This window comes from Krasilnikoviella flava, from assembly GCF_900167525.1.
In the GTDB taxonomy this organism is placed as follows: Bacteria; Actinomycetota; Actinomycetes; order Actinomycetales; family Cellulomonadaceae; genus Isoptericola; species Isoptericola flavus.
In genome coordinates, this window is the sequence record NZ_FUZQ01000004.1 from 217,414 (window position 1) to 237,521 (window position 20,108).

General features: G+C 75.4%; 22 protein-coding genes. 14 read left to right on the forward strand and 8 right to left on the reverse strand.

Annotated elements, in window-relative coordinates; translation table 11 throughout:
- Positions 1 to 61 precede the first annotated feature (61 nt).
- Entirely contained in the window at positions 62 to 580 is a 519-nt protein-coding gene (locus B5Y66_RS11895) for a GNAT family N-acetyltransferase (RefSeq protein WP_079575008.1), read from the reverse strand.
- Between the two features lie 197 nt (positions 581 to 777).
- Positions 778 to 969 carry a 50S ribosomal protein L28 gene (rpmB, locus tag B5Y66_RS11900; protein WP_069984843.1) on the reverse strand — a complete coding sequence of 64 codons (192 nt, stop codon included), beginning with the start codon at positions 967 to 969 and terminating at the stop codon, positions 778 to 780.
- A gap of 157 nt (positions 970 to 1,126) precedes the next feature.
- Here rpmB and B5Y66_RS11905 point away from each other — a divergent pair, with 157 nt between their 5' ends.
- The 3 genes from B5Y66_RS11905 to rsmD are packed head-to-tail and all read left to right on the forward strand — an operon-like array spanning position 1,127 to position 5,765.
- Positions 1,127 to 2,827 (forward strand): DAK2 domain-containing protein, encoded by a 1,701-nt coding sequence (locus B5Y66_RS11905; protein ID WP_079574715.1) that lies wholly within the window; start codon positions 1,127 to 1,129, stop codon positions 2,825 to 2,827.
- Positions 2,824 to 5,085 (forward strand): ATP-dependent DNA helicase RecG, encoded by a 2,262-nt coding sequence (locus B5Y66_RS11910; protein WP_079574716.1) that lies wholly within the window; start codon positions 2,824 to 2,826, stop codon positions 5,083 to 5,085. Before B5Y66_RS11905 ends, B5Y66_RS11910 begins: the two co-directional genes overlap by 4 nt.
- 50 nt (positions 5,086 to 5,135) lie before the next feature.
- On the forward strand, positions 5,136 to 5,765 hold the full coding sequence (rsmD, locus tag B5Y66_RS11915; RefSeq protein WP_079574717.1) for a 16S rRNA (guanine(966)-N(2))-methyltransferase RsmD: 630 nt from the start codon (positions 5,136 to 5,138) through the stop codon (positions 5,763 to 5,765).
- On the opposite strand, the gene B5Y66_RS11920 is transcribed toward rsmD, so the two are convergent.
- Positions 5,738 to 6,502: a hypothetical protein gene (locus B5Y66_RS11920; RefSeq protein WP_079574718.1), complete on the reverse strand. Its 765-nt coding sequence runs from the start codon at positions 6,500 to 6,502 to the stop codon at positions 5,738 to 5,740. The two genes, rsmD and B5Y66_RS11920, sit on opposite strands and share 28 nt — an antisense overlap.
- A gap of 116 nt (positions 6,503 to 6,618) precedes the next feature.
- On the opposite strand from B5Y66_RS11920, the gene coaD reads away from it, so the two are divergent.
- From coaD to mutM, 6 genes are all read left to right on the forward strand, one after another.
- Positions 6,619 to 7,116 (forward strand): pantetheine-phosphate adenylyltransferase, encoded by a 498-nt coding sequence (coaD, locus tag B5Y66_RS11925; protein ID WP_079574719.1) that lies wholly within the window; start codon positions 6,619 to 6,621, stop codon positions 7,114 to 7,116.
- A gap of 19 nt (positions 7,117 to 7,135) precedes the next feature.
- On the forward strand, positions 7,136 to 7,702 hold the full coding sequence (locus B5Y66_RS11930; protein ID WP_079574720.1) for a hypothetical protein: 567 nt from the start codon (positions 7,136 to 7,138) through the stop codon (positions 7,700 to 7,702).
- A 123-nt stretch (positions 7,703 to 7,825) separates the two neighbouring features.
- Positions 7,826 to 8,416, forward strand: a complete 591-nt coding sequence (locus tag B5Y66_RS11935) for a YceD family protein (protein WP_079574721.1) — start codon at positions 7,826 to 7,828, stop codon at positions 8,414 to 8,416.
- Positions 8,417 to 8,418: 2 nt separating this feature from the next.
- On the forward strand, positions 8,419 to 8,613 hold the full coding sequence (gene rpmF, locus B5Y66_RS11940; protein WP_079574722.1) for a 50S ribosomal protein L32: 195 nt from the start codon (positions 8,419 to 8,421) through the stop codon (positions 8,611 to 8,613).
- 1 nt (position 8,614) lies between these two features.
- Positions 8,615 to 9,352, forward strand: a complete 738-nt coding sequence (rnc, locus tag B5Y66_RS11945) for a ribonuclease III (protein ID WP_079574723.1) — start codon at positions 8,615 to 8,617, stop codon at positions 9,350 to 9,352.
- Positions 9,345 to 10,304: a bifunctional DNA-formamidopyrimidine glycosylase/DNA-(apurinic or apyrimidinic site) lyase gene (mutM, locus tag B5Y66_RS11950; protein ID WP_079574724.1), complete on the forward strand. Its 960-nt coding sequence runs from the start codon at positions 9,345 to 9,347 to the stop codon at positions 10,302 to 10,304. Before rnc ends, mutM begins: the two co-directional genes overlap by 8 nt.
- 12 nt (positions 10,305 to 10,316) lie before the next feature.
- Here mutM and B5Y66_RS22725 read toward each other — a convergent pair whose 3' ends face one another.
- Positions 10,317 to 10,856 carry a TetR/AcrR family transcriptional regulator gene (locus tag B5Y66_RS22725; protein WP_139820860.1) on the reverse strand — a complete coding sequence of 180 codons (540 nt, stop codon included), beginning with the start codon at positions 10,854 to 10,856 and terminating at the stop codon, positions 10,317 to 10,319.
- Positions 10,857 to 10,916: 60 nt separating this feature from the next.
- Between B5Y66_RS22725 and B5Y66_RS22235 the strand changes: the two genes are divergently transcribed.
- On the forward strand, positions 10,917 to 11,681 hold the full coding sequence (locus B5Y66_RS22235; protein ID WP_176168854.1) for a DUF3995 domain-containing protein: 765 nt from the start codon (positions 10,917 to 10,919) through the stop codon (positions 11,679 to 11,681).
- A gap of 7 nt (positions 11,682 to 11,688) precedes the next feature.
- Here the strand turns inward: B5Y66_RS22235 and B5Y66_RS11965 are convergent, their stop codons facing one another.
- Entirely contained in the window at positions 11,689 to 12,627 is a 939-nt protein-coding gene (locus B5Y66_RS11965) for an NAD(P)-dependent oxidoreductase (protein ID WP_079574726.1), read from the reverse strand.
- 126 nt (positions 12,628 to 12,753) lie between these two features.
- Here B5Y66_RS11965 and B5Y66_RS11970 point away from each other — a divergent pair, with 126 nt between their 5' ends.
- From B5Y66_RS11970 to B5Y66_RS11980, 3 genes are read left to right on the forward strand one after another with little or no spacing between them, the layout of a single operon-like run.
- Positions 12,754 to 14,238 (forward strand): APC family permease, encoded by a 1,485-nt coding sequence (locus tag B5Y66_RS11970; RefSeq protein ID WP_245807074.1) that lies wholly within the window; start codon positions 12,754 to 12,756, stop codon positions 14,236 to 14,238.
- 1 nt (position 14,239) lies between these two features.
- Positions 14,240 to 14,743: a hypothetical protein gene (locus tag B5Y66_RS11975; RefSeq protein ID WP_079574727.1), complete on the forward strand. Its 504-nt coding sequence runs from the start codon at positions 14,240 to 14,242 to the stop codon at positions 14,741 to 14,743.
- Entirely contained in the window at positions 14,740 to 16,152 is a 1,413-nt protein-coding gene (locus B5Y66_RS11980) for a dipeptidase (protein WP_079574728.1), read from the forward strand. Before B5Y66_RS11975 ends, B5Y66_RS11980 begins: the two co-directional genes overlap by 4 nt.
- On the opposite strand, the gene B5Y66_RS11985 is transcribed toward B5Y66_RS11980, so the two are convergent.
- Complete coding sequence (locus B5Y66_RS11985; protein ID WP_079574729.1) at positions 16,124 to 16,624, reverse strand: hypothetical protein; 501 nt, start codon at positions 16,622 to 16,624, stop codon at positions 16,124 to 16,126. The genes B5Y66_RS11980 and B5Y66_RS11985 overlap by 29 nt on opposite strands.
- 104 nt (positions 16,625 to 16,728) lie before the next feature.
- Between B5Y66_RS11985 and B5Y66_RS11990 the strand changes: the two genes are divergently transcribed.
- On the forward strand, positions 16,729 to 18,342 hold the full coding sequence (locus tag B5Y66_RS11990) for a phytoene desaturase family protein (protein WP_079574730.1): 1,614 nt from the start codon (positions 16,729 to 16,731) through the stop codon (positions 18,340 to 18,342).
- On the opposite strand, the gene B5Y66_RS11995 is transcribed toward B5Y66_RS11990, so the two are convergent.
- The gene (locus B5Y66_RS11995; protein WP_079574731.1) at positions 18,339 to 19,151 is read right to left on the reverse strand and encodes a hypothetical protein; all 813 of its coding nucleotides are present in this window, start codon (positions 19,149 to 19,151) and stop codon (positions 18,339 to 18,341) included. The two genes, B5Y66_RS11990 and B5Y66_RS11995, sit on opposite strands and share 4 nt — an antisense overlap.
- Positions 19,148 to 20,065 carry an ABC transporter ATP-binding protein gene (locus B5Y66_RS12000; protein ID WP_079574732.1) on the reverse strand — a complete coding sequence of 306 codons (918 nt, stop codon included), beginning with the start codon at positions 20,063 to 20,065 and terminating at the stop codon, positions 19,148 to 19,150. The genes B5Y66_RS11995 and B5Y66_RS12000 overlap by 4 nt, the downstream gene beginning before the upstream one ends.
- Positions 20,066 to 20,108: the final 43 nt, after the last annotated feature.

A 20,108-nucleotide genomic window follows, 5' to 3' on the forward strand; every position in this document is an offset into this window, starting at 1 on the left:
CCCGTCGACACCCGGGGCGGGTCTCGAGAGCCTCGCCGGCCGGAGTTCGAGCGCGGAGCGGTCAGCCGCGGCGGTAGCGCACCTCGGTGACGGGCGTGTCGCCGATGTCGTCCATGCGCTCGACGCCGTCGGCCTGGAAGCCGTGCCGGCGGTAGAAGTGCCGGGCGCGCTCGTTCTCGGAGAGCACCCACAACGACATCGGCACCCCGTCGGGGACGTCGGCCAGGACGGTGCGCATGAGGTCGCGGGCCACGCCGCGGCCCCAGGACTCGGGGTCGAGGTAGATCGCGTAGAGCTCGAGGTCGCCGTCCTCGGCGTCCTCGTCGCGCGACGGGCCGTAGCTCGCGAAGCCCAGGAGGCGGCCGTCGCCCTCGGCGACGAGCGTGGTGCGGGTGCCCTCGTCGAGGATCTGCTGCCACTGCGCGGCGCGCTCGGTCGCGTCGAGGGAGTCGAGGTACTCGGCCGGCAGCACGCTGGCGTAGGCGCCCTTCCACGAGGTGAGGTGCACCTGAGCGATCCGGCCGGCGTCGGTCACCGCGGCGGGCCGGATCTCCACGTCGCTGTCGGTCTGCACGATCATCTGCTCAGAGTGCCACGGCGGCACCGGGTCGGCCAAGGCGGTTTGGTGAATCCTTCACGAATTCTTTGCCGGTGGCCGCAGGCGATCGGTGCACGCGGCACGCGTCGCTCGCGGGGACGACAAGACGCCCGCCGGGAAGATCCCGACGGGCGTCCTGCGAAAGGCGTCGATGCGCCGGGCGAGCCCGGCGCGCAGGCTCAGGCCTGGCGCGTGACCTTGCCCGCCTTGAGGCAGGAGGTGCAGACGTTGACACGCTTGGGGGTGCCCGCGACCACGGCACGGACGCGCTGGATGTTGGGGTTCCAGCGGCGCTTCGTGCGGATGTGGGAGTGCGAGATGCTGTGCCCGAAGCCCGGGCCCTTGCCGCAGACGTCGCAGTTGGCAGCCACGGTCTCTCCTGAATCGTCGTGACACGACCCGCGCCAGGGCAGCAGGGCGTGAAGCTTGGTGGTTGGGGGAGCCCGGAACCAACCGGGCAACCACACGAGGATAGCCGATCCCTGGGGTGCCCCTCAACGTGGGGTCCCTCACCGCTACCGTGGGGGCGTGCATCAGCCCGAGCTCCTCGACGCCGCCGTCGTCCGCGCCTGGGTGCGCACCGCCGCCCGGGCGCTCGCCACGGCCCGCGCCGAGATCGACCGCGTGAACGTCTTTCCCGTGGCCGACGGCGACACCGGCACCAACATGTACCTCACCGTCCGCGACGCCGAGGCTGCCGTCCACGCCGCTCCGCCGGGCGCGAGCGGTGCGCGGCTGCTGCGGCTGGCGGCGCGGGCCGCGCTGCTCGGCGCCCGCGGGAACTCCGGGGTCATCCTCAGCGAGTGGCTGCGCGGCCTCACGATCGCCGCGACGCGCGGCGACAGCCTCGCCATCGCGCTCGACGTCGCGGCGCGGACGGCGCGTCAGGCCGTCGCGCGCCCGGCGCCCGGCACCATCCTCACGGCGGCCGAGTCCGCGGCGGCCGCCGCCCGGCACGTCGAGGCGGGCGGGATGGTCGGGCCGCCCGGCGCGCCCGCCCGGCTGACCACGATCGACGCGGCCCGCCGCGGCGCGCGGGAGGCCGCGCTGCGCAGCATGGGTGCCCTGGCGCCGCTGCGCACCGCGGGCGTGCTCGACGCCGGCGCGTGCGGGCTGGTGCTCGTGCTCGACTCCCTGGCCGCGGCGCAGCGGGCCGCTGCACAGGGCGTGTCGGAGGCGGACGGCAGCATCGCCCCCGTGCTGCTGGACATCGACCTGCACGGCCACGGGGAGCCGGCGTCCCCTACGCCGGGTGCCGACGGCGCGCGCCCGCACGAGGTCTACGACGCGCCGGGTGGCGACGCGGCGGACGACGTCGAGCTGATGTTCGTCCTGGAACGGTCGGCCACGGCGGTCGGGTTCCGCCCGGGCGCGGTGGCGGACGCGCTGCGCGCCGACCTGGACGACGTCGGCAGCTCCGTCGTCGTGGTGGGCGGCGGGGACGAGGGCGCCACCGGGCCCGACCCGGACGGCGCCGACCGGTCGCTGTGGCAGGCGCACGTGCACACCTCGGACCTCGACGCCGCGCTCGCCGTGGCGCGGCGGTGGGCCTCGCGCGGCGCGGTGTCGCGGGTGTCGGTGCGCCATCTCGCCGTCCCGCCCGACCGATGGGCCCTCGTCGTCACCACGGCGGCCCCGACGCTTGCCGCCGAGCTCGCGCGCGCGGGTGCCGTCGTGGTCCTGGACCTGGACGTCCACCCCACGGCGGACGATCTCGCGGCCGCGGCGCTCGGTGCCGGCGCGCCGCGCGTGCTCGTCCTCGCGCCCGAGCCGCTGCTGGCCGGGGCCGGCGACGTCGCCTCCGCCGCGCCCGCCGAGGGCCCGGACGAGGCGCCGGAGATCGTCCGCGTCGTCGCGCCGGGGGACGTGCACCTGGTCGCCGGGGCCTCCGCGCTGGCCGCGACGCTGGATGCCGAGGCGCAGGACGAGGAGGTCCCCGCGGCCGTCGGCGCGGTGGTCGCCGGCCTGCGGGTCGGCGCGGGCCCGGCGGTCACGGTCGGGGCGATCGTCAAGCGGCTGGTCGCGGGGTCCCCGATCGCGATCGTCACCCTGCTGCCGGACGACGACGTGCCCGACGCCACCCTCGAGATGCTCGCCTCGCGGGCCGCCGCCGTCTCGGACGGCGCGGACGTGGTCGTCATGCGGACCGGGCGACCCGGCCACCACGTGGCGATCGGCGTCGAGCCGCTCGGGACGGACGTCGCGGGCACGACCGGGACGGCACCGTGACGGGGCGCGAGGGGGAGGCTCTCACCAAGGTGCTGGGGGCGCGCAGCGCGGGCCCGCTGGCCAAGCTGGGGCTGACGACGGTCGGGGACCTGCTGCGGCACTACCCGCGCCGGTACGGCGACCCCGGCACGCTCACGGACATGGACCGGCTCGCTCTCGGCGAGCACGTCACCGTGATGGCACGGGTGTCGCGCGCCACGGTGCGCACGATGCGCTCGCGCGCGGGCGCCATGCTGCAGGCGGTCGTCACGGACGGGCGGCAGGAGCTGGCGCTGACGTTCTTCGCCAAGCGTGGCGGCGCGCTGCGCCCGCACGAGGAGAAGCTGCGGCCCGGGCGCGTCGGCCTGTTCACCGGGGTGGTCAGCGAGTACCGGGGCACCCGCCAGCTCACCCACCCCGACTACGTCCTCGTGGGCGTCGACGCCGACGACGCCGAGGCCGCCATGTTCGAGGCGAGCCGGCCCATCCCTATCTACCCGGCGTCGTCGTCGGTGCCGAGCTGGCGCATCCAGCGCGCCGTGCGCACGGTGCTCGACCCCCTCACGGAGGCGGACGTCGAGGACCCGGTGCCGCCGGACGTCCGGGACCGGCACGGCCTGCCCGGCAGGCTCGACGCGCTGCGGGCGATCCACCAGCCCGTCGACCAGCGCTCGTGGCAGCAGGCCCGGGACCGCTTCCGCTTCGAGGAGGCCTTCGTGCTGCAGGTCGCGCTCGCGCAGCGCCGGGCGCACGCCGCCGAGCAGGAGGCGACCGCCCGCCCGCTGCGGCCGCAGGGCGAGGCGAGCCTGCTCGCCGACTTCGACGCTGGGCTGCCGTTCACGCTCACCGAGGGGCAGCGGTCGGTGGGCGAGGACCTGGCGCACGAGCTCGCGCAGGCACGCCCCATGCAGCGGCTGCTGCAGGGCGAGGTCGGCTCCGGCAAGACCGTGGTGGCGCTGCGCGCGATGCTGCAGGTGGTCGACGACGGCGGCCAGGCCGCGCTGCTCGCGCCCACGGAGGTGCTCGCGGCGCAGCACGCCCGCACGCTGCGCACCCTGCTCGGGCCGTTGGCCGAGGGCGGGCTGCTGGGAGGCGCCGCGCACGGCACCCGGGTCGCCCTGCTCACCGGCTCCCTCGGGGCCGCGGCCCGCAAGGAGGCGCTGCTGCAGGCGGCGGGCGGCGAGGCGGGGATCGTCGTGGGCACGCACGCCCTGCTGGGCGAGCAGGTGCAGTTCGCGGACCTTGGCCTGGTCGTGGTGGACGAGCAGCACCGGTTCGGCGTCGAGCAGCGGGACGCGCTGCGCGCCAAGGGGCGGGTGGCGCCGCACGTGCTCGTCATGACGGCCACCCCCATCCCGCGCACCGTCGCGATGACGGTGTTCGGCGACCTCGAGACGTCGTCCCTCACCGAGGTGCCCGCGGGGCGGGCCGGGATCACGTCGCACGTCGTACCGGCCGGCAACCCCCGCTGGATGGAGCGCACCTGGACACGGGTGCGCGAGGAGGTGGACAAGGGGCACCGGGCCTACGTCGTGTGCCCGCGCATCCACCCCGACGACGACCTCCCGGCCGGCGGCGGGGCGGCGGACCAGGACTTCGACGACGTCCCGGACCTGCTGGCGCTCGTCGACGGCGACGGCCCCGGGGCGGGGGGCGACCGCCCGCCGCTGCGGGCGGTGCTCGAGGTCGCGGACATGCTGCGCGAGACACCGGCGCTCGCCGGCCTCGACGTGGGCGTCCTGCACGGGCAGATGGCGCCCGCGGACAAGGAGTCCGCGATGGCCCGGTTCGCGTCCGGCGAGCTGCAGGTGCTCGTCTCCACGACCGTGATCGAGGTGGGCGTGGACGTCCCCGAGGCGACGGTGATGGTGGTCTTCGACGCCGACCGCTTCGGCCTGTCCCAGCTGCACCAGCTGCGCGGACGGGTCGGGCGCGGCGCCGCGGCGGGGCTGTGCCTCCTGGTGTCGACGGCGGAGCCGGGCACCCCCGCGGCGACCCGGGTCGAGGCGCTCGCGGAGACGACCGACGGCTTCCGGCTCGCCACCCTCGACCTCGAGCTGCGCTCCGAGGGCGACGTGCTCGGAGCGGCCCAGTCCGGCCGGTCCAGCTCGCTGCGGCTGCTGCGCGTGGTGCAGGACGCCGACCTCATCGCCGACGCGCGCCGCGAGGCGTCCGCGGTGGTCGACGCGGACCTGGAGCTCGGCGACCACCCCGAGCTGCGCGCCGCGATCGAGGCGCAGCTGGACGACGAGCAGGAGGAGTTCCTCGAGCGGGCGTGACCTCGATCGTGATCCCGGGCGGCACCGCCGGGTGACCTAGGCTCGGCGGCATGACGAGGATCGTGGCCGGCCTGTTCGGCGGGCGCTCGCTGCAGGTGCCGCCGAAGGGCACGCGACCCACGAGCGACCGGGTGCGCGAGGCGATCTTTTCCCGCCTGGACCACCTCGACGTGCTGGACGGCGCCCGGGTGCTCGACCTCTACACCGGCTCCGGGGCGCTGGGCCTCGAGGCCGCCAGCCGCGGCGCCGCGCAGGTGGTGCTGGTGGACGCGAACCGGCGCGCCGCGGACGTCGCCCGCCGCAACGTCGCGACCCTGGGGCTGCAGGGCGAGGTGCGGGTCGTGGCCGACGCCGCGGAGCGCTTCGTCGCGGGCGCGGCCCCGGCGGCCGGCACAGGAGGGGGCTCGGCGCGCGGCTTCGACGTCGTCTTCCTCGACCCGCCGTACGACCTGGCCGAGGACGCGCTCGCGACGGTGCTCGCGCACCTCGCCGCGCCGGGCGTGCTGGCCGCCGGCGCCGTCGTCGTGGTGGAGCGGTCGACCCGCAGCCCGGAGCCCGCCTGGCCTGCCGGGCTGGCGGCGTTCGCCCGCAAGGACTACGGAGAGACGGCGGTGCACTACGCCGAGCCGGAGCCCGAGGACGAGGTGGCTCCTCAGCCGGCCGACCGCGGCGGGGCGTAGCGCTCCGCACCCTCGAGGGCGCCGACGGGCACCGTGGCGAGCGCCTCCGGGTCGGCGGGGTCGACCAGCGCGACCTGGTCGGTGGCAGTCGCCTGGAGCAGGCGCCGCGTCGCCGCGTCGTCGGCCACCGCGCCCTCGCACGCGACGAGGTGCTCGACGAGGAAGCGACGGAGCGGTTCCGCGAGCACGGACGACGGGGGCCGATCGGCCTCCGCGTCGCCCACGGCGAGCGCCACGAGCAGCATCGCCGGGACGCGCGACGAGCCCGGGCCGCCCATCCCCGGCTGGAAGTAGGGGAGAGTCAGCACCCGCGCGCCGTGCCGGGCGTAGAAGCGCAGCCGGGCGGCCGGGTCGCCGTGCCGGGCGTGCGTCGCGTGGTGGGCAGGGTGCTCGACCTCGGCCAGCACGACCGCCGGCCGCAGCTCCGCGCGCCACGCCGCGACCGACAGGTCCAGGAGCCGGCCGCCGACGCCGCCGCCTCGACCGCCCGGCGCGATGGCGAGGTAGTCGACCAGCAGCACCCGCGTGCCGGGCGACCAGGACGCGACGATCCCGGCGGTCACACGGTCGCCCTGCTCGACGCCGTACGCGGTCTGGACGCCGGAGCGACAGCCCGCGAGCAGGTCGTCGAGGGGCATCAGCTCCTCGGGCGGGAACGACGGGGCCAGCACGTCGCGCCACAGGGAGGCGAGCTGGGCGTCGGACGTCAGGGGCGTGACGTCGGGCTCGGCGGTCATCCACCCATCGTCTCCCCGACCGTGCCCCACGGCACGCGCCGGCGGCCGACGTCGGGCCGGCGACGGGCCCGGCCGGGCTCCCCGGGATCGTGACGGCCCTGTACTAGCGTGACCGGGTGAGCATCGCCGTCTGCCCCGGGTCGTTCGACCCGATCACGCTCGGTCACCTCGACATCGTGCGGCGCACGCGCCGGATGTTCGACGTCGTGGTGGTCGGGGTCGCCCGCAACGCCTCCAAGAACGCGCTGCTGGGCCCCGAGGAGCGGGTGGACCTCGCCCGGGCCGCGCTCTCGGCCGACCCGGAGACCGCCGACGTGCGGGTCGAGGTGGTGCCCGGCCTGCTCGTGGACTTCTGCGAGGAGGTCGGGGCCGTGGCCGTGGTCAAGGGGCTGCGGGGCGGCGCGGACTTCGACGCCGAGCTGCCGATGGCCCTCATGAACCGGCACCTGACAGGCAGCTCGACCGGTATCGAGACGATCTTCGTGCCCGGTGAGCAGCGCTACGCGCATGTCGCGTCGTCGCTGGTCAAGGACGTGGCCCGGTACGGCGGGCCGATCGACGACCTCGTGCCGCCCGGGGTCGCCGACGCCGTGCGCGCGGCGCTGGGCCGATGAGCAGGATCGAGGAGCACCGATGAGCGACACGACCGAGACCACCACCGGCGCCGGCCGGGACAACCCCGCCGGCGGGCTGCTGGACATCCTGGAGGACCTGGCCGCGCTGGTCGAGAACGCGCGCTCCGTGCCGCTGTCGACCAACGTCAGGCTCGACCGCGACCAGGCGCTCGCGCTCGTGGACGAGCTGCGCGACGCCCTGCCGACCCAGGTGGCCCGCGCCGACGAGGTGCTGGCGGCGGCGCGCGATACCTTGGACGACGCGCACCGCCAGGCCGAGGAGATCGTGGCCTCCGCGCGCGCCCGCGCGATCGAGCTGGTGCAGACCGAGCAGGTCGTGGTGCAGGCCCAGTCGCGCGCGGCGGAGATCGTTACGGAGGCCGAGACCCGCGCGGCCGCGCTGCGCACGGACGCCGACGCGTACTGCGACGGGCGGCTCGCGGACTTCCAGCAGGACCTGGACGCCCTGACGAGCCAGGTGCGCGCCGGACGGGACAAGCTGGCGGAACGGCTCGAGCGGGGCGCGCCGCGCGTGCGGTGGGACGCCGTCGCCGATCCGCGCTGGCCCCAGGAGCAGCAATCCTGACGCCTGCCGGCCGCGGCGCTGAGAGGCGGGTCACTCCCGGGCGTGCTGCGTCGTGCCGTCCGGATGGCCTAGACTAGGTCGCTGGCCCGAGTCCGGGCCGCACTCTTCCTGCCCGCCCAGTCCATGGAGCCTGCCATCAAGACCGCGAAGCCCTCGCCGCTCGTGCTCGACACGCACGAGCTGTCTCGGCGACCCGGAACGATGCAGGAGGTCGCGCGCGTCGTGCCCGCCCCCGCGGACATGGGGACCGCCGTCATCGGCGTCCCCGAGGGCGACGACCTCATTCTGGGCCTGCGGCTCGAGTCGGTCATGGAGGGGGTGCTGGTGTCCGGCGTCGTGCGCGGCACGGCGGTGGGGGAGTGCGTGCGCTGCCTCGACCCGGTCTCCCAGCAGGTGACGGTGCACGTGCAGGAGCTCTTCGCCTACCCCGAGAGGGCGCAGGCGGCCGAGGACTCCGGCGACGAGGACGCCGAGGACGAGGCGGTGCTGGTCGACGACCAGGCTGACCTCGAGCCGGCGGTTCGGGATTCCCTCGTGACTGCACTACCATTTCAACCGCTGTGCCGTCCGGACTGCCCCGGCCTGTGCTCCGTGTGCGGAGCCCGGCTGGCGGACGACCCGGACCACCATCACGACCTGGTCGACCCTCGTTGGTCGGCACTGCAGACCATGCTCGAGGAGTCGAGCGTGTCCGACGAGACGAAAGAGAGCTAGCCGTGGCTGTTCCGAAGCGCAAGATGTCGCGCAGCAACACCCGGGCGCGTCGCTCGCAGTGGAAGACCACCGCGGCCGTCCTCACCACGTGCCCGAGCTGCAAGGGGCAGAAGCTGTCCCACGCCGCGTGCCCCACCTGCGGCGCCTACAAGGGCCGCCAGTACGCCGAGGCGCTGCGCACCGAGCACGCGGGCTGACATGCCTGCACCCGGCACCCGGCAGCGTCCGGAGCCGACCGCTCTTCTCGAGAAGCTCGGGGTCCACCTGGACCCCGAGCTTCTTGTGCTTGCCCTGACGCATCGCTCGTTCGCGCACGAGGCCGGGGGCATCCCGACCAACGAGCGGCTGGAGTTCCTGGGCGACACCGTGCTGGGGCTGGTCGTGACCGAGGCGCTGTACCGGCGTCACCCCGACCAGTCCGAGGGCGAGCTGGCGAAGATGCGCGCGGCGACGGTGTCGCAGCGCGCGCTCGCCGCGATCGCGCGCCGCCTCGACCTGGGCGGCTACGTGCTGCTCGGCAAGGGCGAGCTCCGCACCCGCGGCTTCGACAAGGACTCGATCCTGTCGGACACCGTGGAGGCGCTGATCGGCGCGACCTACCTGTCCCACGGCCTGGAGCCGGCGCGCGAGCTCGTGCACCGGCTCGTGGACTCCACGCTCGACGCGGCCGCCGGGCTCGGCGCCGGACTCGACTGGAAGACGTCGCTGCAAGAGGCCGCCGCCGTGCGCGGTTTCGGCGCGCCGGTGTACGAGGTCACCGGGGAGGGGCCGGAGCACGCGCGCATCTTCCACGCCCAGGTGACCGCGGGCCCGGTGCTGGGCCTCGGCACCGGTTCGGCCAAGAAGCACGCCGAGCAGGCCGCCGCCGAGGAGGCGTACCGGGCGCTCCAGCACCTGCCGGTCCCCGGCGAGCCGGACGCCGCCGCCGGTGCCTGAGCTCCCTGAGGTCGAGACCGTCCGGGACGGCCTCGACCGCCTCGTCGTGGGCGCCGTCGTGCGCGACGTCGAGGTCTTCCGCGACTACTCCGTGCGGCGGCACGACGGCGGTCCCGCCGGGTTCGCGGACCAGCTGCGGGGCCGGCGCCTGGACGCGGCCGTGCGGCGCGGCAAGTTCCTCTGGCTGCCGCTGGGCGAGTCCGACGAGACCCGGGGCGACATGGCGTCGTCGGGTCCGACCGGCGGTGCCGCGCTGCTGGCCCACCTCGGCATGTCCGGCCAGCTCCTCGTGCGCGACCCGGCCGTCGCGGGGGGCTGGGCACACCCGCACCTGCGCGTCCGGCTCCACGTGGCGGACGCGCCGAGCGGCGCGGAGTACCTGGACTTCGTCGACCAGCGCACGTTCGGCCACCTGTCGGTCACCGACCTGGAGCCCACGCCCGACGGCGCGCCCGGCGGCCTGGGCAGCGCGCTCCCGGCCGTGCCGGAGCCCGTGGCCCACATCGGCCGCGACCCGCTCGACCCGGCGTTCGACGCCGACGCCGTCGTGGCCGCGATCCGGCGGCGGCGCACCGGCATCAAGCGCGCGCTGCTCGACCAGACGCTCCTGTCCGGCGTCGGGAACATCTACGCCGACGAGGCGCTGTGGCGCGCGCGCCTGCACTTCGCGCGTGCCACCGACCGGCTGCGTCCGGTCGAGGTGCGCCGCGCGCTGGACGCCGCCACCGAGGTCATGACCGAGTCGCTGGCCCAGGGCGGCACGAGCTTCGACGCCCTGTACGTCAACGTCAACGGCGAGTCCGGCTACTTCGCGCGGGGCCTCGCCGTCTACGGCCGCGCGGGCGAGCCGTGCCCGCGCTGTGGTGCGCCGGTCCGCCGCGACGCGTTCATGAACCGCTCGTCGTACACCTGCCCGGTCTGCCAGCCGCGCCCGCGGAACGGACGCTGGTGACGACCGGGGCGGTCAGCGGCTGAGCGCCCAGTCGACGAGGGCGTCGACGGCGTCGCGGTCCAGGGGGTCGGCGCCGGCGTGCCGCATGGCGTACTCGCCGAGCAGCGTCCGGTACAGGACGGCGGCGCGCCGATCGGCGTCCGGGGCCCCGGCGTCGGTGACCAGCCGGACGAGGTAGGCGACGCGGACGTCGTCCACGGCACGCAGTGCGTCGCGGGCTCTGCCCTCGCGCGCCGCCCAGGCGCGCACCGCCCCGTCGAAACCTTTGTCGGCGTGCGCGAAGACGAGGCGGGCGAGGCGACGCAGCCGGTCGGCGGGGTCGGTGCCGGCCTCGTCCTCCACCTGCGAGATGACGCCGGCCGTGCCCGCTTCGCGCCAGTACTCCAGCAGTGCGCCGAGCAGCGCGTCCCGGTCGGAGAAGTGCCAGTAGAAGCTGCCCTTGGAGACGCCGAGTTCCCGGGCGAGGGGCTCCACGCGGACGGCGTCGACGCCGTCCGCGGCCAGGCGCCGGGCGGCGGCGCGGACCCAGTCGGAGGCGGAGAGGGCAACCACCCGTTGACCATACGCCACCGTACGGCTAGCGTGACCGTACGCCACCGTATGGAGGATCCGATGTCGACCGCCGCCGCCGTCCTGCTCGCCGTCATCGCCACCGTGCACTCCCTGCTGGGAGAGCGGGTGGTGGTCCGCCCGCTGCTCGCGTCGCCCGACTGGCGCGTCGGCGTCCCTCGCCCCTGGGCGGACCGCCTGCTCCGGGCCGTCTGGCACCTGCTGTCGCTCGCCTGGTACGCCCTCGCCGGGGCGCTGCTCGGCTGGTCGGTGCCGGTGACCGTCGGAGCGCTCTGCCTCGTGACCGCGGTGACGATCTTCGCGGCGGTGCCCGGCCACCTCGCGTGGCCGGTGCTCGCCGTGACAGGCCTGCTCGCGCTGGCCGCCGGGTCGGCGGTGCCGGCCGTGGCGCTGTGGTCCGGAACGATCGCCGCCGTGGCCGCCGCGCTCGTCGCCGCGGGGTTCCACGTCGCGTGGGCGGCGGGATCCACGGCGGGGGCCGGCCGGGTGCTGCCCCAGCGGACGGGTTCCCGCGAGCCCGTGCTCCGGCCCGGCCGGGCGGCGACGCTGGCCGTCGTCGTGGCGCTCGTCGTGTACGCCGTCGTCGTCCTCGCCCTGGCGCTGGGCGCGGACGGTGCCGGGTGGCGCCCGCTCGGGATCGCGGCGCTCGTCGTCCTGCTGGTCCGCGTCGTCGGGGACGGGCGTTACGTGGGCGTCTCCAAGCGCGTGCGCGACACCCGATTCGCCCGGGCCGACGACCGGTACTGGACGCCGGCCGTCGGCCTGCTGGCCGCGGGCGCGGCGGCGGGCCTGGCGCTGGCCGCTTGAGCGAGTCTCAGCGCGCCACGACGTTGCGCAGCCCGGCCGCGCCGTCGGCGAGCCACGACCGCAGCTGCTCGGTGACGAAGCCGGCCGCGCCCTGCGGGCGCCCGCCCGCGACGTGGGGCGTGAGGATCAGGTGCGGAGCGTCCCACAGGGGCGAGCCCTCGGGCAGGGGCTCGGTCTCGGTGACGTCGAGGGCGGCGCCGGCGAGGGTGCCGTCGCGCAGGGCGCCGACGAGCGCCTCCTCGTCGACCGTGGCGCCGCGCCCGGCGTTGACGAACCGCGCGTGCGCCGGCAGGAGCCCGAGCACGCGGGCGTCGAGCACGTGGTGGGTCGCCTCGGTCGCGGGCAGCAGGGAGATCAGCACGTCCGTGGTGGGCGCCACCTCGTCGATCGACGTGACCACGGGGAACCCGTAGCGCTCGCCGGCCGACGACGCGACGCCGGTCACGCGCGCGCCGAGCGCGGCGAGCAGGGGGGCGAGGACGGCGGCGATGGAGCCGAAGCCCCAGATCGTCACCCGCGCACCGCGCAGGGTGAAGCGGGCCTCGTCCTGCGCCTGCTCCTTGCCGAGGTCGCGGTCCCAGACGTGCTCGCGCTGCGCGGCGAGGGTGCGGTCGAGCCGGCGCACGGAGGCGAGGACGAGCGCGAGGGTGTGCTCGGCGACGGTCGCGTCGTGCAGGGAGCGGCCCGAGGAGATCACGACGTCGGGGGCGAACCCGGCAGCCAGCGCCTGGTCGGGGCCGGCGTTGAGGGTCTGCACCCAGCGCAGGCGCGTCATCCGCCGTGCGGCGTCCTCCAGGACGCGCTGGGGGCTCGACCACGTGACCAGCGCGTCGGCGCCCGTGTGCTCCTCGGGCACCGGGTCACGCATCACGTAGCGCGCCACCTCCACGCCGGGGACGTCGATCGTCAGGTCGAAGGGCGCGTTGCCCGGCACGAGGATCTTCACGCCTCGCGACGTTAGCAGCCGGGAGCCGGGTGGATCCGTACCGTTCGCCGTGCGGCCCGTGACCTGCCCTCTTATCGTGCGAAGGGCCGGCTTCCGCCGGGAGGGACGGATGACGGGGAGGTCGGCATGACGACGTCGGGCACGGGCACAGGGACGGCGCCGCCGACCCGCGAGCAGGTGCGGAAGGCCATGACGGCGCGCACGCCGCGCAACTACATCACGTGGATCACACTGGCGTTCATGATCACCTCGTCGGTGGCGAGCCTGCGGGCCGCGCCGACGATGGCGGTCTACGGCCTCGCGGCGGTGTTCCTGTACATCGTGCCGGCGCTCGTCTTCCTGCTGCCGACGTCACTGGTGTCGGCGGAGCTGGCGTCCGGCTGGTCGGGCGGCGTCTACCGGTGGGTGGCGGAGGGACTGTCCAAGCCGCTCGGCTTCCTGGCCGTCTGGTGCCAGTTCGCGATGACGATCTTCTACTACCCGAGCCTGCTCGGGTACGTGGCCAGCACGTTCGCGTACGTCATCAACCCGGCGCTGGCGTCCAACGGCGTGTACGTGGCCATCGTCATCGTGGTCATCTACTGGTCCGGGGTGTGGGTGTCGTCCCAGGGCACGAAGACCGTGGCAGGCCTGTCGAGCGCCGGGCTGATCATCGGCACGCTGATCCCGGCGGCGATCCTCGTGGTGCTGGGCATCGTGTTCCTCGGCCAGGGCAACCAGTCGGCGGCGCCGATGGACGCGTCGCACCTGCTGCCGCAGTGGACGGGCATCGCGTCGCTGGTGCTCATCGTCAACAACTTCCTGTCGTACGCCGGCATGGAGATGAACTCCGTGCACGTCAACACGCTGCGCAACCCGGGCAAGGAGTTCCCGCGCGCCATGTTCCTGGCGATCGGGCTGGTGCTGGTGATCTTCATCCTCCCGGCGGTCGCGATCAGCTGGGTGATCCCGGCGGACCAGCTCAGCCTCACCGCGGGGGTCATGCAGGCGTTCGACGCGTTCTTCGCCAACTTCGGGGTGTCGTGGCTGACGCCGATCCTCGGCCTCATGCTCATCGCGGCGTCGATCGGCGGCATGCTCACCTGGCTCGCGGGGCCGTCCAAGGGCCTGCTGACCGTGGCGCGGGAGGAGGGCTACATGCCGCCCTTCCTGCAGCAGCTCAACAAGCACGGGGTGCAGCAGAACATCCTGGTGGCGCAGGGCGTGTTCACCACCCTCATCGCGCTGCTGTACGCGTTCATCCCCGACGTCTCCAGCGCCTACTGGATCCTGTCGGTGATCACCACGCAGGTGTACCTGATCATGTACCTGCTGCTGTTCGTCGCGGCGATGCGGCTCCGGCGCACGGCCCCGGACCACCCCCGCGGCTACCGCGCCCCCGCGCTGAACGTGCTGTGCGTGGTGGGGTTCCTCGCCTCGGTGGCCGCGATGATCATCGGGTTCGTGCCGCCCGCGCAGTTCTCCAGCGGCTCGGTGTGGACCTACATCCTCATCGTCGGCGGCGGGCTCGGCATCATCGGGCTGCTCATCCCGTGGCTGTTCCTGCGGCTGCGCAAGCCGTCGTGGCGGCAGCCGGCGGCGAGCGCGGCCACGACGGACGAGGGGGAGTGACATGACCACCACGACGCCGTCCCCCGAGCCGGGGACCGAGAGGCCGGACCGCCGCCGCTGGATCACGTACACGGCGGCCGCCGTCCTGCTCCTGGTGCTCGGCGCGATCATGATGATCCAGTTCGCCGGCCACCAGGACCGGCAGGACCAGCGTGAGGCCGAGCAGAAGGCCGCGACCTTGCACGCCGCGTTCGCCGACATCGGCATCACGGCGTTCACGGAGGAGACCATCGCCCGCGTGCTCGGGTCCGACGGCGGCGGGTTCTGCACCGACCCCGCCGCGCTCGTGGACGCCACTGCCGACCTCGGCTCCGCCAACGGCGCCGCCGGGCCGGGCCTTCGGCCGTCCGTGCTCGACGAGCGCCGGCTCGAGGGCGACCGGCTGGTGATCGAGACGTACTGCCCCGACCAGCTCGACGAGTTCGACGCCTATGTCGACTCCCTCAACCTGGACGACACCACCACCCAGCCCACCACCGAGCCCACCACCGAGGAGGCCTCATGACCGCCACCGACGCCGCTCCCGACGCCATGCCGGACGTCGACGCCGTGCGTGCCGCCGTCGCGCCGCTGCTGCCCCGCGCGCTGGAGGACCTGCGCACCCTGGTCGCCATCCCGTCGGTCGCGGACGAGCGCCTCTACCCGCGCGCCGAGTGCGAGCGCGCCGCGCAGTGGGTCGTCGACGCCTTCCGTGCCGAGGGCATCGACGACGCACGCCGGGAGCGCACGCCCGACGGCTCGGACGTCGTCGTCGGCCACCGGCCCGGTCCGCCCGGCGCGCCGACCGTGCTGCTGTACGCCCATTACGACGTGCAGCCGCCGCTGGACGACGCCGCCTGGACCACGCCGCCGTTCGAGCTCACGGAGCGCGACGGCCGGCTCTACGGCCGCGGGGCCGCGGACTGCAAGGGGAACGTCGTCACGCACCTCACGGCACTGCGGGCCCTGCGCGCGCTGGTGGGCGACGACCTGCCGGTGGGGGTGCGGATCGTGATCGAGGGCTCGGAGGAGCAGGGCACGGGCGGCCTCGACGGGTGGGTGGAGGCCAACCCCGGGGCGCTCGCAGCCGACGCGATGCTCATCCAGGACACGGGCAACGCGACGCTCGGGCTGCCCACGCTCACGGTGTCGCTGCGTGGCGCGACGAGCGTCGTCGTGCGCGTCGATGCGCTCGAGGGCGAGATCCACTCCGGCATGTTCGGCGGCGCCGCCCCCGACGCGCTCGCGGCGCTGGTCGCGATCCTCGCCTCCCTCCGGGACGCCGACGGGAACACGACGATCGACGGGGTGGACGCCGCGGGCACGTGGCCCGGGGTCGGGTACGACGCCGACCAGTTCCGCGCCGACGCGGGCGCGCTGCCGGGTACGCGGCTGCTCGGCGACGGCACCGTCGCCGACATGCTGTGGGCCCGGCCCGTCGTGACGATCCTCGGCATCGACGCGCCGTCCGTCGTCGGCTCGGCCGCGGCGATCCAGCCGCGCGCCGCCGCCCGCCTCAACCTGCGCGTGCCGCCGGGTGCCGACGCCCGCGAGCTGCAGGACAGGCTGGCGGCACACCTCGAGGCGCACGCGCCGTGGGGCGTCCGCGTCACCGTCGAGCGCGACACCCCGGGCCAGCCCTTCGCCGCCCGCACCGACGGCCAGGTCTTCGAGGCGCTGTCCGCGGCGCTCGCGGACGCCTACGGCCAGGCGACCGTGACCGCGGGACAGGGCGGGTCGATCCCGCTGTGCAACATCCTCGCGAGCCAGTACCCCGACGCCGCGATCGTGCTGCTCGGGGTGGAGGAGCCCGCGTGCCTCATCCACGCCCCGAACGAGAGCGTGCACCCCAGCGAGATCGAGAACCTCGCCGTCGGGGAGGCGCTGTTCCTCGCCCGGCTCGGCGTCAGGCCGCCGTCCGGGCCCTCGGACTGACAGGCGCTCCCCGGTACCAGGCGCTCGCCCCGGGGAGGAACATCGTGACGGTCGCGGCGACGACCGCCGCCACGTGCGCCACGCGGACAACGGCGAACGCCGGTGCCAGCACGCCCCCGGACCCGACGGCGTCGAGAAAGCCCGCGCCGGCCGCCAGCGCGGCGACGGCGGGCACGACCATCGATGCCAACCCCACCCCGGAGAGCAGGACCGTGAGGGCGGTCCGTGCGTAGCGACGCCGCCGCCGGTACGCGACGACCAGGAGCGCCGCGACGGTGTAGACGACGGCGCGGATCGCGAGGCCGGCCCAGAGCCCGGCGTCCATCCCGCCGGTGGTCGTCAGCGGGACGACGACCAGCAGCGTCTCGACGATCCCCGACCCGACCGCGACGGCCCACAGGGCGGTCGCGCGACGGACGACGACAGGCGGACGTGAGCTGGTCGTGCCGATGGTGGCCTCGAGCGTCTGCATGTCGACGACGCTAGGCTCGCCGACCTGCGGCGCCCACCGTGCTGTCCGCCGTGATCCGGTAGGGCTGGCCACCGTCGTCCCGGCGGGTACGGCACGATGTGGACATGACGACGACGTCACCCGCCGCCCGCTACGACGCCGTCGTGGTGGGCGGCGGGCACAACGGGCTCACGGCAGCCGCCTACCTCGCACGGGCGGGCCGCAGCGTGCTGGTGCTGGAACGGCTCGACCACGTGGGCGGCGCCGCGGTGTCGGCGCGGGTGTTCCCGGGCGTCGACGCGCGGCTGTCGCGGTACTCCTACCTCGTGTCGCTGCTGCCGCGGCGGATCGTCGACGAGCTGGCGCTGCCAGTGACGCTGCGCCGGCGCCGGTACTCCTCGTACACGCCGGTTGGCGACGCCGGCCTCCTCGTCGACACGGGCGACGACACCGCCACCCGGGCGTCGTTCGCCGCCCTCGGCGCGGCGGGCGACCACGCGGCGTGGGGGCGCTGGTACGCCGCCACCGGCCGCCTGGCGCGTCGGCTCTTCCCGACCCTGACCGAACCCCTGCTGTCGCGGTCGCAGGCCCGCGCGCTGGTGGACGACGACGCGACCTGGCGCGCCCTCGTCGAGCGCCCGCTCGGCGAGGCGCTGCGTGCGCGGTTCGCCTCCGACGTCGTGCGCGGTGCGGTCGCGACAGACGGGCTGATCGGCACGTTCGCGGACCTCGACGAGGGCTCGCTGGCGCAGAACCGCTGCTACCTCTACCACGTCGTCGGCGGCGGCACCGGCGACTGGGACGTGCCGGTGGGCGGGATGGGCGCCGTGTCCGGGGCGCTGCGGGACGCCGCGCGCGCGGCGGGCGCCACCGTCGTCACGCGGGCCGACGTCACCGCCGTCGACCCCGGGACCGGCGGCGAGGTACGGGTCTCCTGGACGGCCGACGACGGCCGCGAGCACGAGGTCGCGGCGGGCGCCCTGCTGTGCGGCGCGGCGCCCGACACCCTGGACCGCCTGCTGGCCGCCGCCGGGGCCGCGCCGTCGGGCCGCGGGACGACCCGGCCCCCCGAGGGCGCGCAGCTGAAGGTGAACATGCTGCTGCGCCGGCTGCCCCGCCTGCGCGACGGCGTCGACCCCGTGGCGGCGTTCAGCGGGACTTTCCACGTCAACGAGGAGTTCGCGCAGCTCCAGGCCGCGCACGCCGAGGCCGCCGCCGGGCGGGTGCCCACCCTCCCGCCGTGCGAGATCTACTGCCACTCCCTGACGGACCCGTCGATCCTCGGCCCCGACCTGCGGGAGTCCGGCGCCCAGACGCTCACGCTGTTCGGCCTGCACATGCCGGCGCGGCTGTTCCGGGGCGACGCCGCCGCCCATGACGCGGCGCGGGAGCGGGCGCTCGCGGCTACGCTCGCGTCGCTGGACTCCGTGCTGGCCGAGCCCGTCGAGGACGTGCTGCTGCGCGACGCCGACGGGCGGCCGTGCCTGGAGGCCCGGACCCCCGTGGACCTGCAGGACGACGTCGGGCTGCCGGGCGGGCACATCTTCCACCGCGACCTGACGTGGCCGTGGGCCGCCGGCGACGCCGGGGACGACTCCGGACTGGACCGGCCCGGCACGTGGGGCGTCGAGACAGCGCACCCCCGCGTGCTCCTGGCGGGAGCGGGCGCGAGGCGCGGCGGGGGAGTGAGCGGCGTCCCCGGCCGCGCCGCGGCGATGGCAGTGCTGGGAGCCGGCTAGCGGATCTCGGTCCGCAGCAGCCCGCGCAGCCCGACCGCCAGCGGGACGCCGACCCACAGCAGGGTCGACGTGCCGAGCTGCGCCCACGACTCGCCCGTCACCTGGGGCGCGGAGAAGGCCTGGAGCGTCGTGGGGAGGTCGAGCCAGAGCCCGTGCGAGGCCCACCAGGCGACGTACGACGCGGCGATCGCCGACAGCATGGGCGCGACGAGCACGAAGCCGAGGTACGCCACCAGCCCCGGCGCCGACGACCGGATCAGCACGCCGAGGCCGAAGCCCACGGCCACCGAGACCACATGGATCAGCAGGGCGCGCGCGGCCTGGTCGGCGGTGAGGTCCCAGGCGACGGGGACGTCGTGCAGCGCGCCGCCCACGAGCACGCCGACCGCGGCGACGGCGACCGACAGCGCCGTCGCCGCGAGCGTCACGAGCAGCACGGCGAGCGCCTTCGCGGCGACGACGCGGCCGCGGCGCGGCACCAGGGCGAACGTGGTGAGCGCCCCGCGCTGGCTCCACTCGCCGGTGACCGCCAGGACGGCGACCATCGGCAGCAGCAGCTGCATCGGCATCACCTGGACGGACACGAACGAGCCGAAGGACGCGGTGGCGTTCACGCCCCAGGCGGTGCCCGCCGCGATCATCGCGACGACGACGAACGCGATCGTCGCGAGCAGCCACGCCCCTGCGCGGGTGTCGCGGACCTTGCGGAGCTCGACGTCGACGAGGCGCGCCAGCGGGGGAGCGGTGGCGCCGCGGAGCGTCGGTGCCACGGCGTCGTGGGCGGGCGGGGCGGTGTCGACGGCGGTCATGCGGCGGCTCCGCTCGCTCGGTCCAGGGTGTCGCGCTGGGTGTCGGTGGTCAGGGCCAGGAACGTCTCCTCGAGGCTCGCGCCGTCACCGGCGCGCAGCTCGGTGACGGCGATCCCGGCGGCGAACGCCGCTGCTCCCGCGGCGGCGAGGCCGGCGTCGGTGGTCACGGCGCCGTCGGCGGCGGGTGCGGCGGTGAACCCGGCGCCGGTGAGGGCGGCGGCGAGCGCTGCGGGGTCGGCGGCCCGCACGAGCGTGCCCGCCCCGGCGAGCAGCTCGTCCTTGGTGCCCTGCGCCACCACGCGGCCGTGCCCGATGACCACGATGTCGTCCGCGACCATCTGGATCTCCGTGAGCAGGTGCGAGGACAGCAGCACCGTGCCGCCGTCGTCGGCGAACGCGCGCAGCAGGTCGCGCATCCAGCGGATGCCGGCGGGGTCGAGGCCGTTGGCGGGCTCGTCCAGCACGAGCACCTGCGGCTCCCCGAGCAGCGCGGTCGCGACGCCGAGGCGCTGCCGCATGCCGAGGGAGTAGTCGCGCACCCGCCGGTGGGCCTCGGCGGCGGTGAGGGAGACGAGGTCCAGCACCGCGTCCACGCGCCGGGCGGGCAGCCCCAGGGTGCGCTGCGCGAGCGTGAGCGTCTCGAGGCCGGTGCGGCCGCCGTGCTGGGCGGACGCGTCGAGCAGCACGCCGACGTCGAGGCCCGGGTTCGGCAGGTCGGCGTACCGCCGTCCGAGCACCCGCGCGGTGCCGGACGTCGGCTCGCCCAGCCCGGTGAGCAGCCGCAGCGTGGTCGACTTTCCGGCGCCGTTCGGGCCGAGGAACCCGGTCACCCGGCCCGGCAGCGCGGTGAAGGAGACGTCGTCGACGGCGGTCACCTCTCGGTACCGCTTCGTCAGGGCGTCGATCGTGATCATGGGCCCGACCCTAGGGGTGCCGGGGCGCGCCCCGGCATCCGGC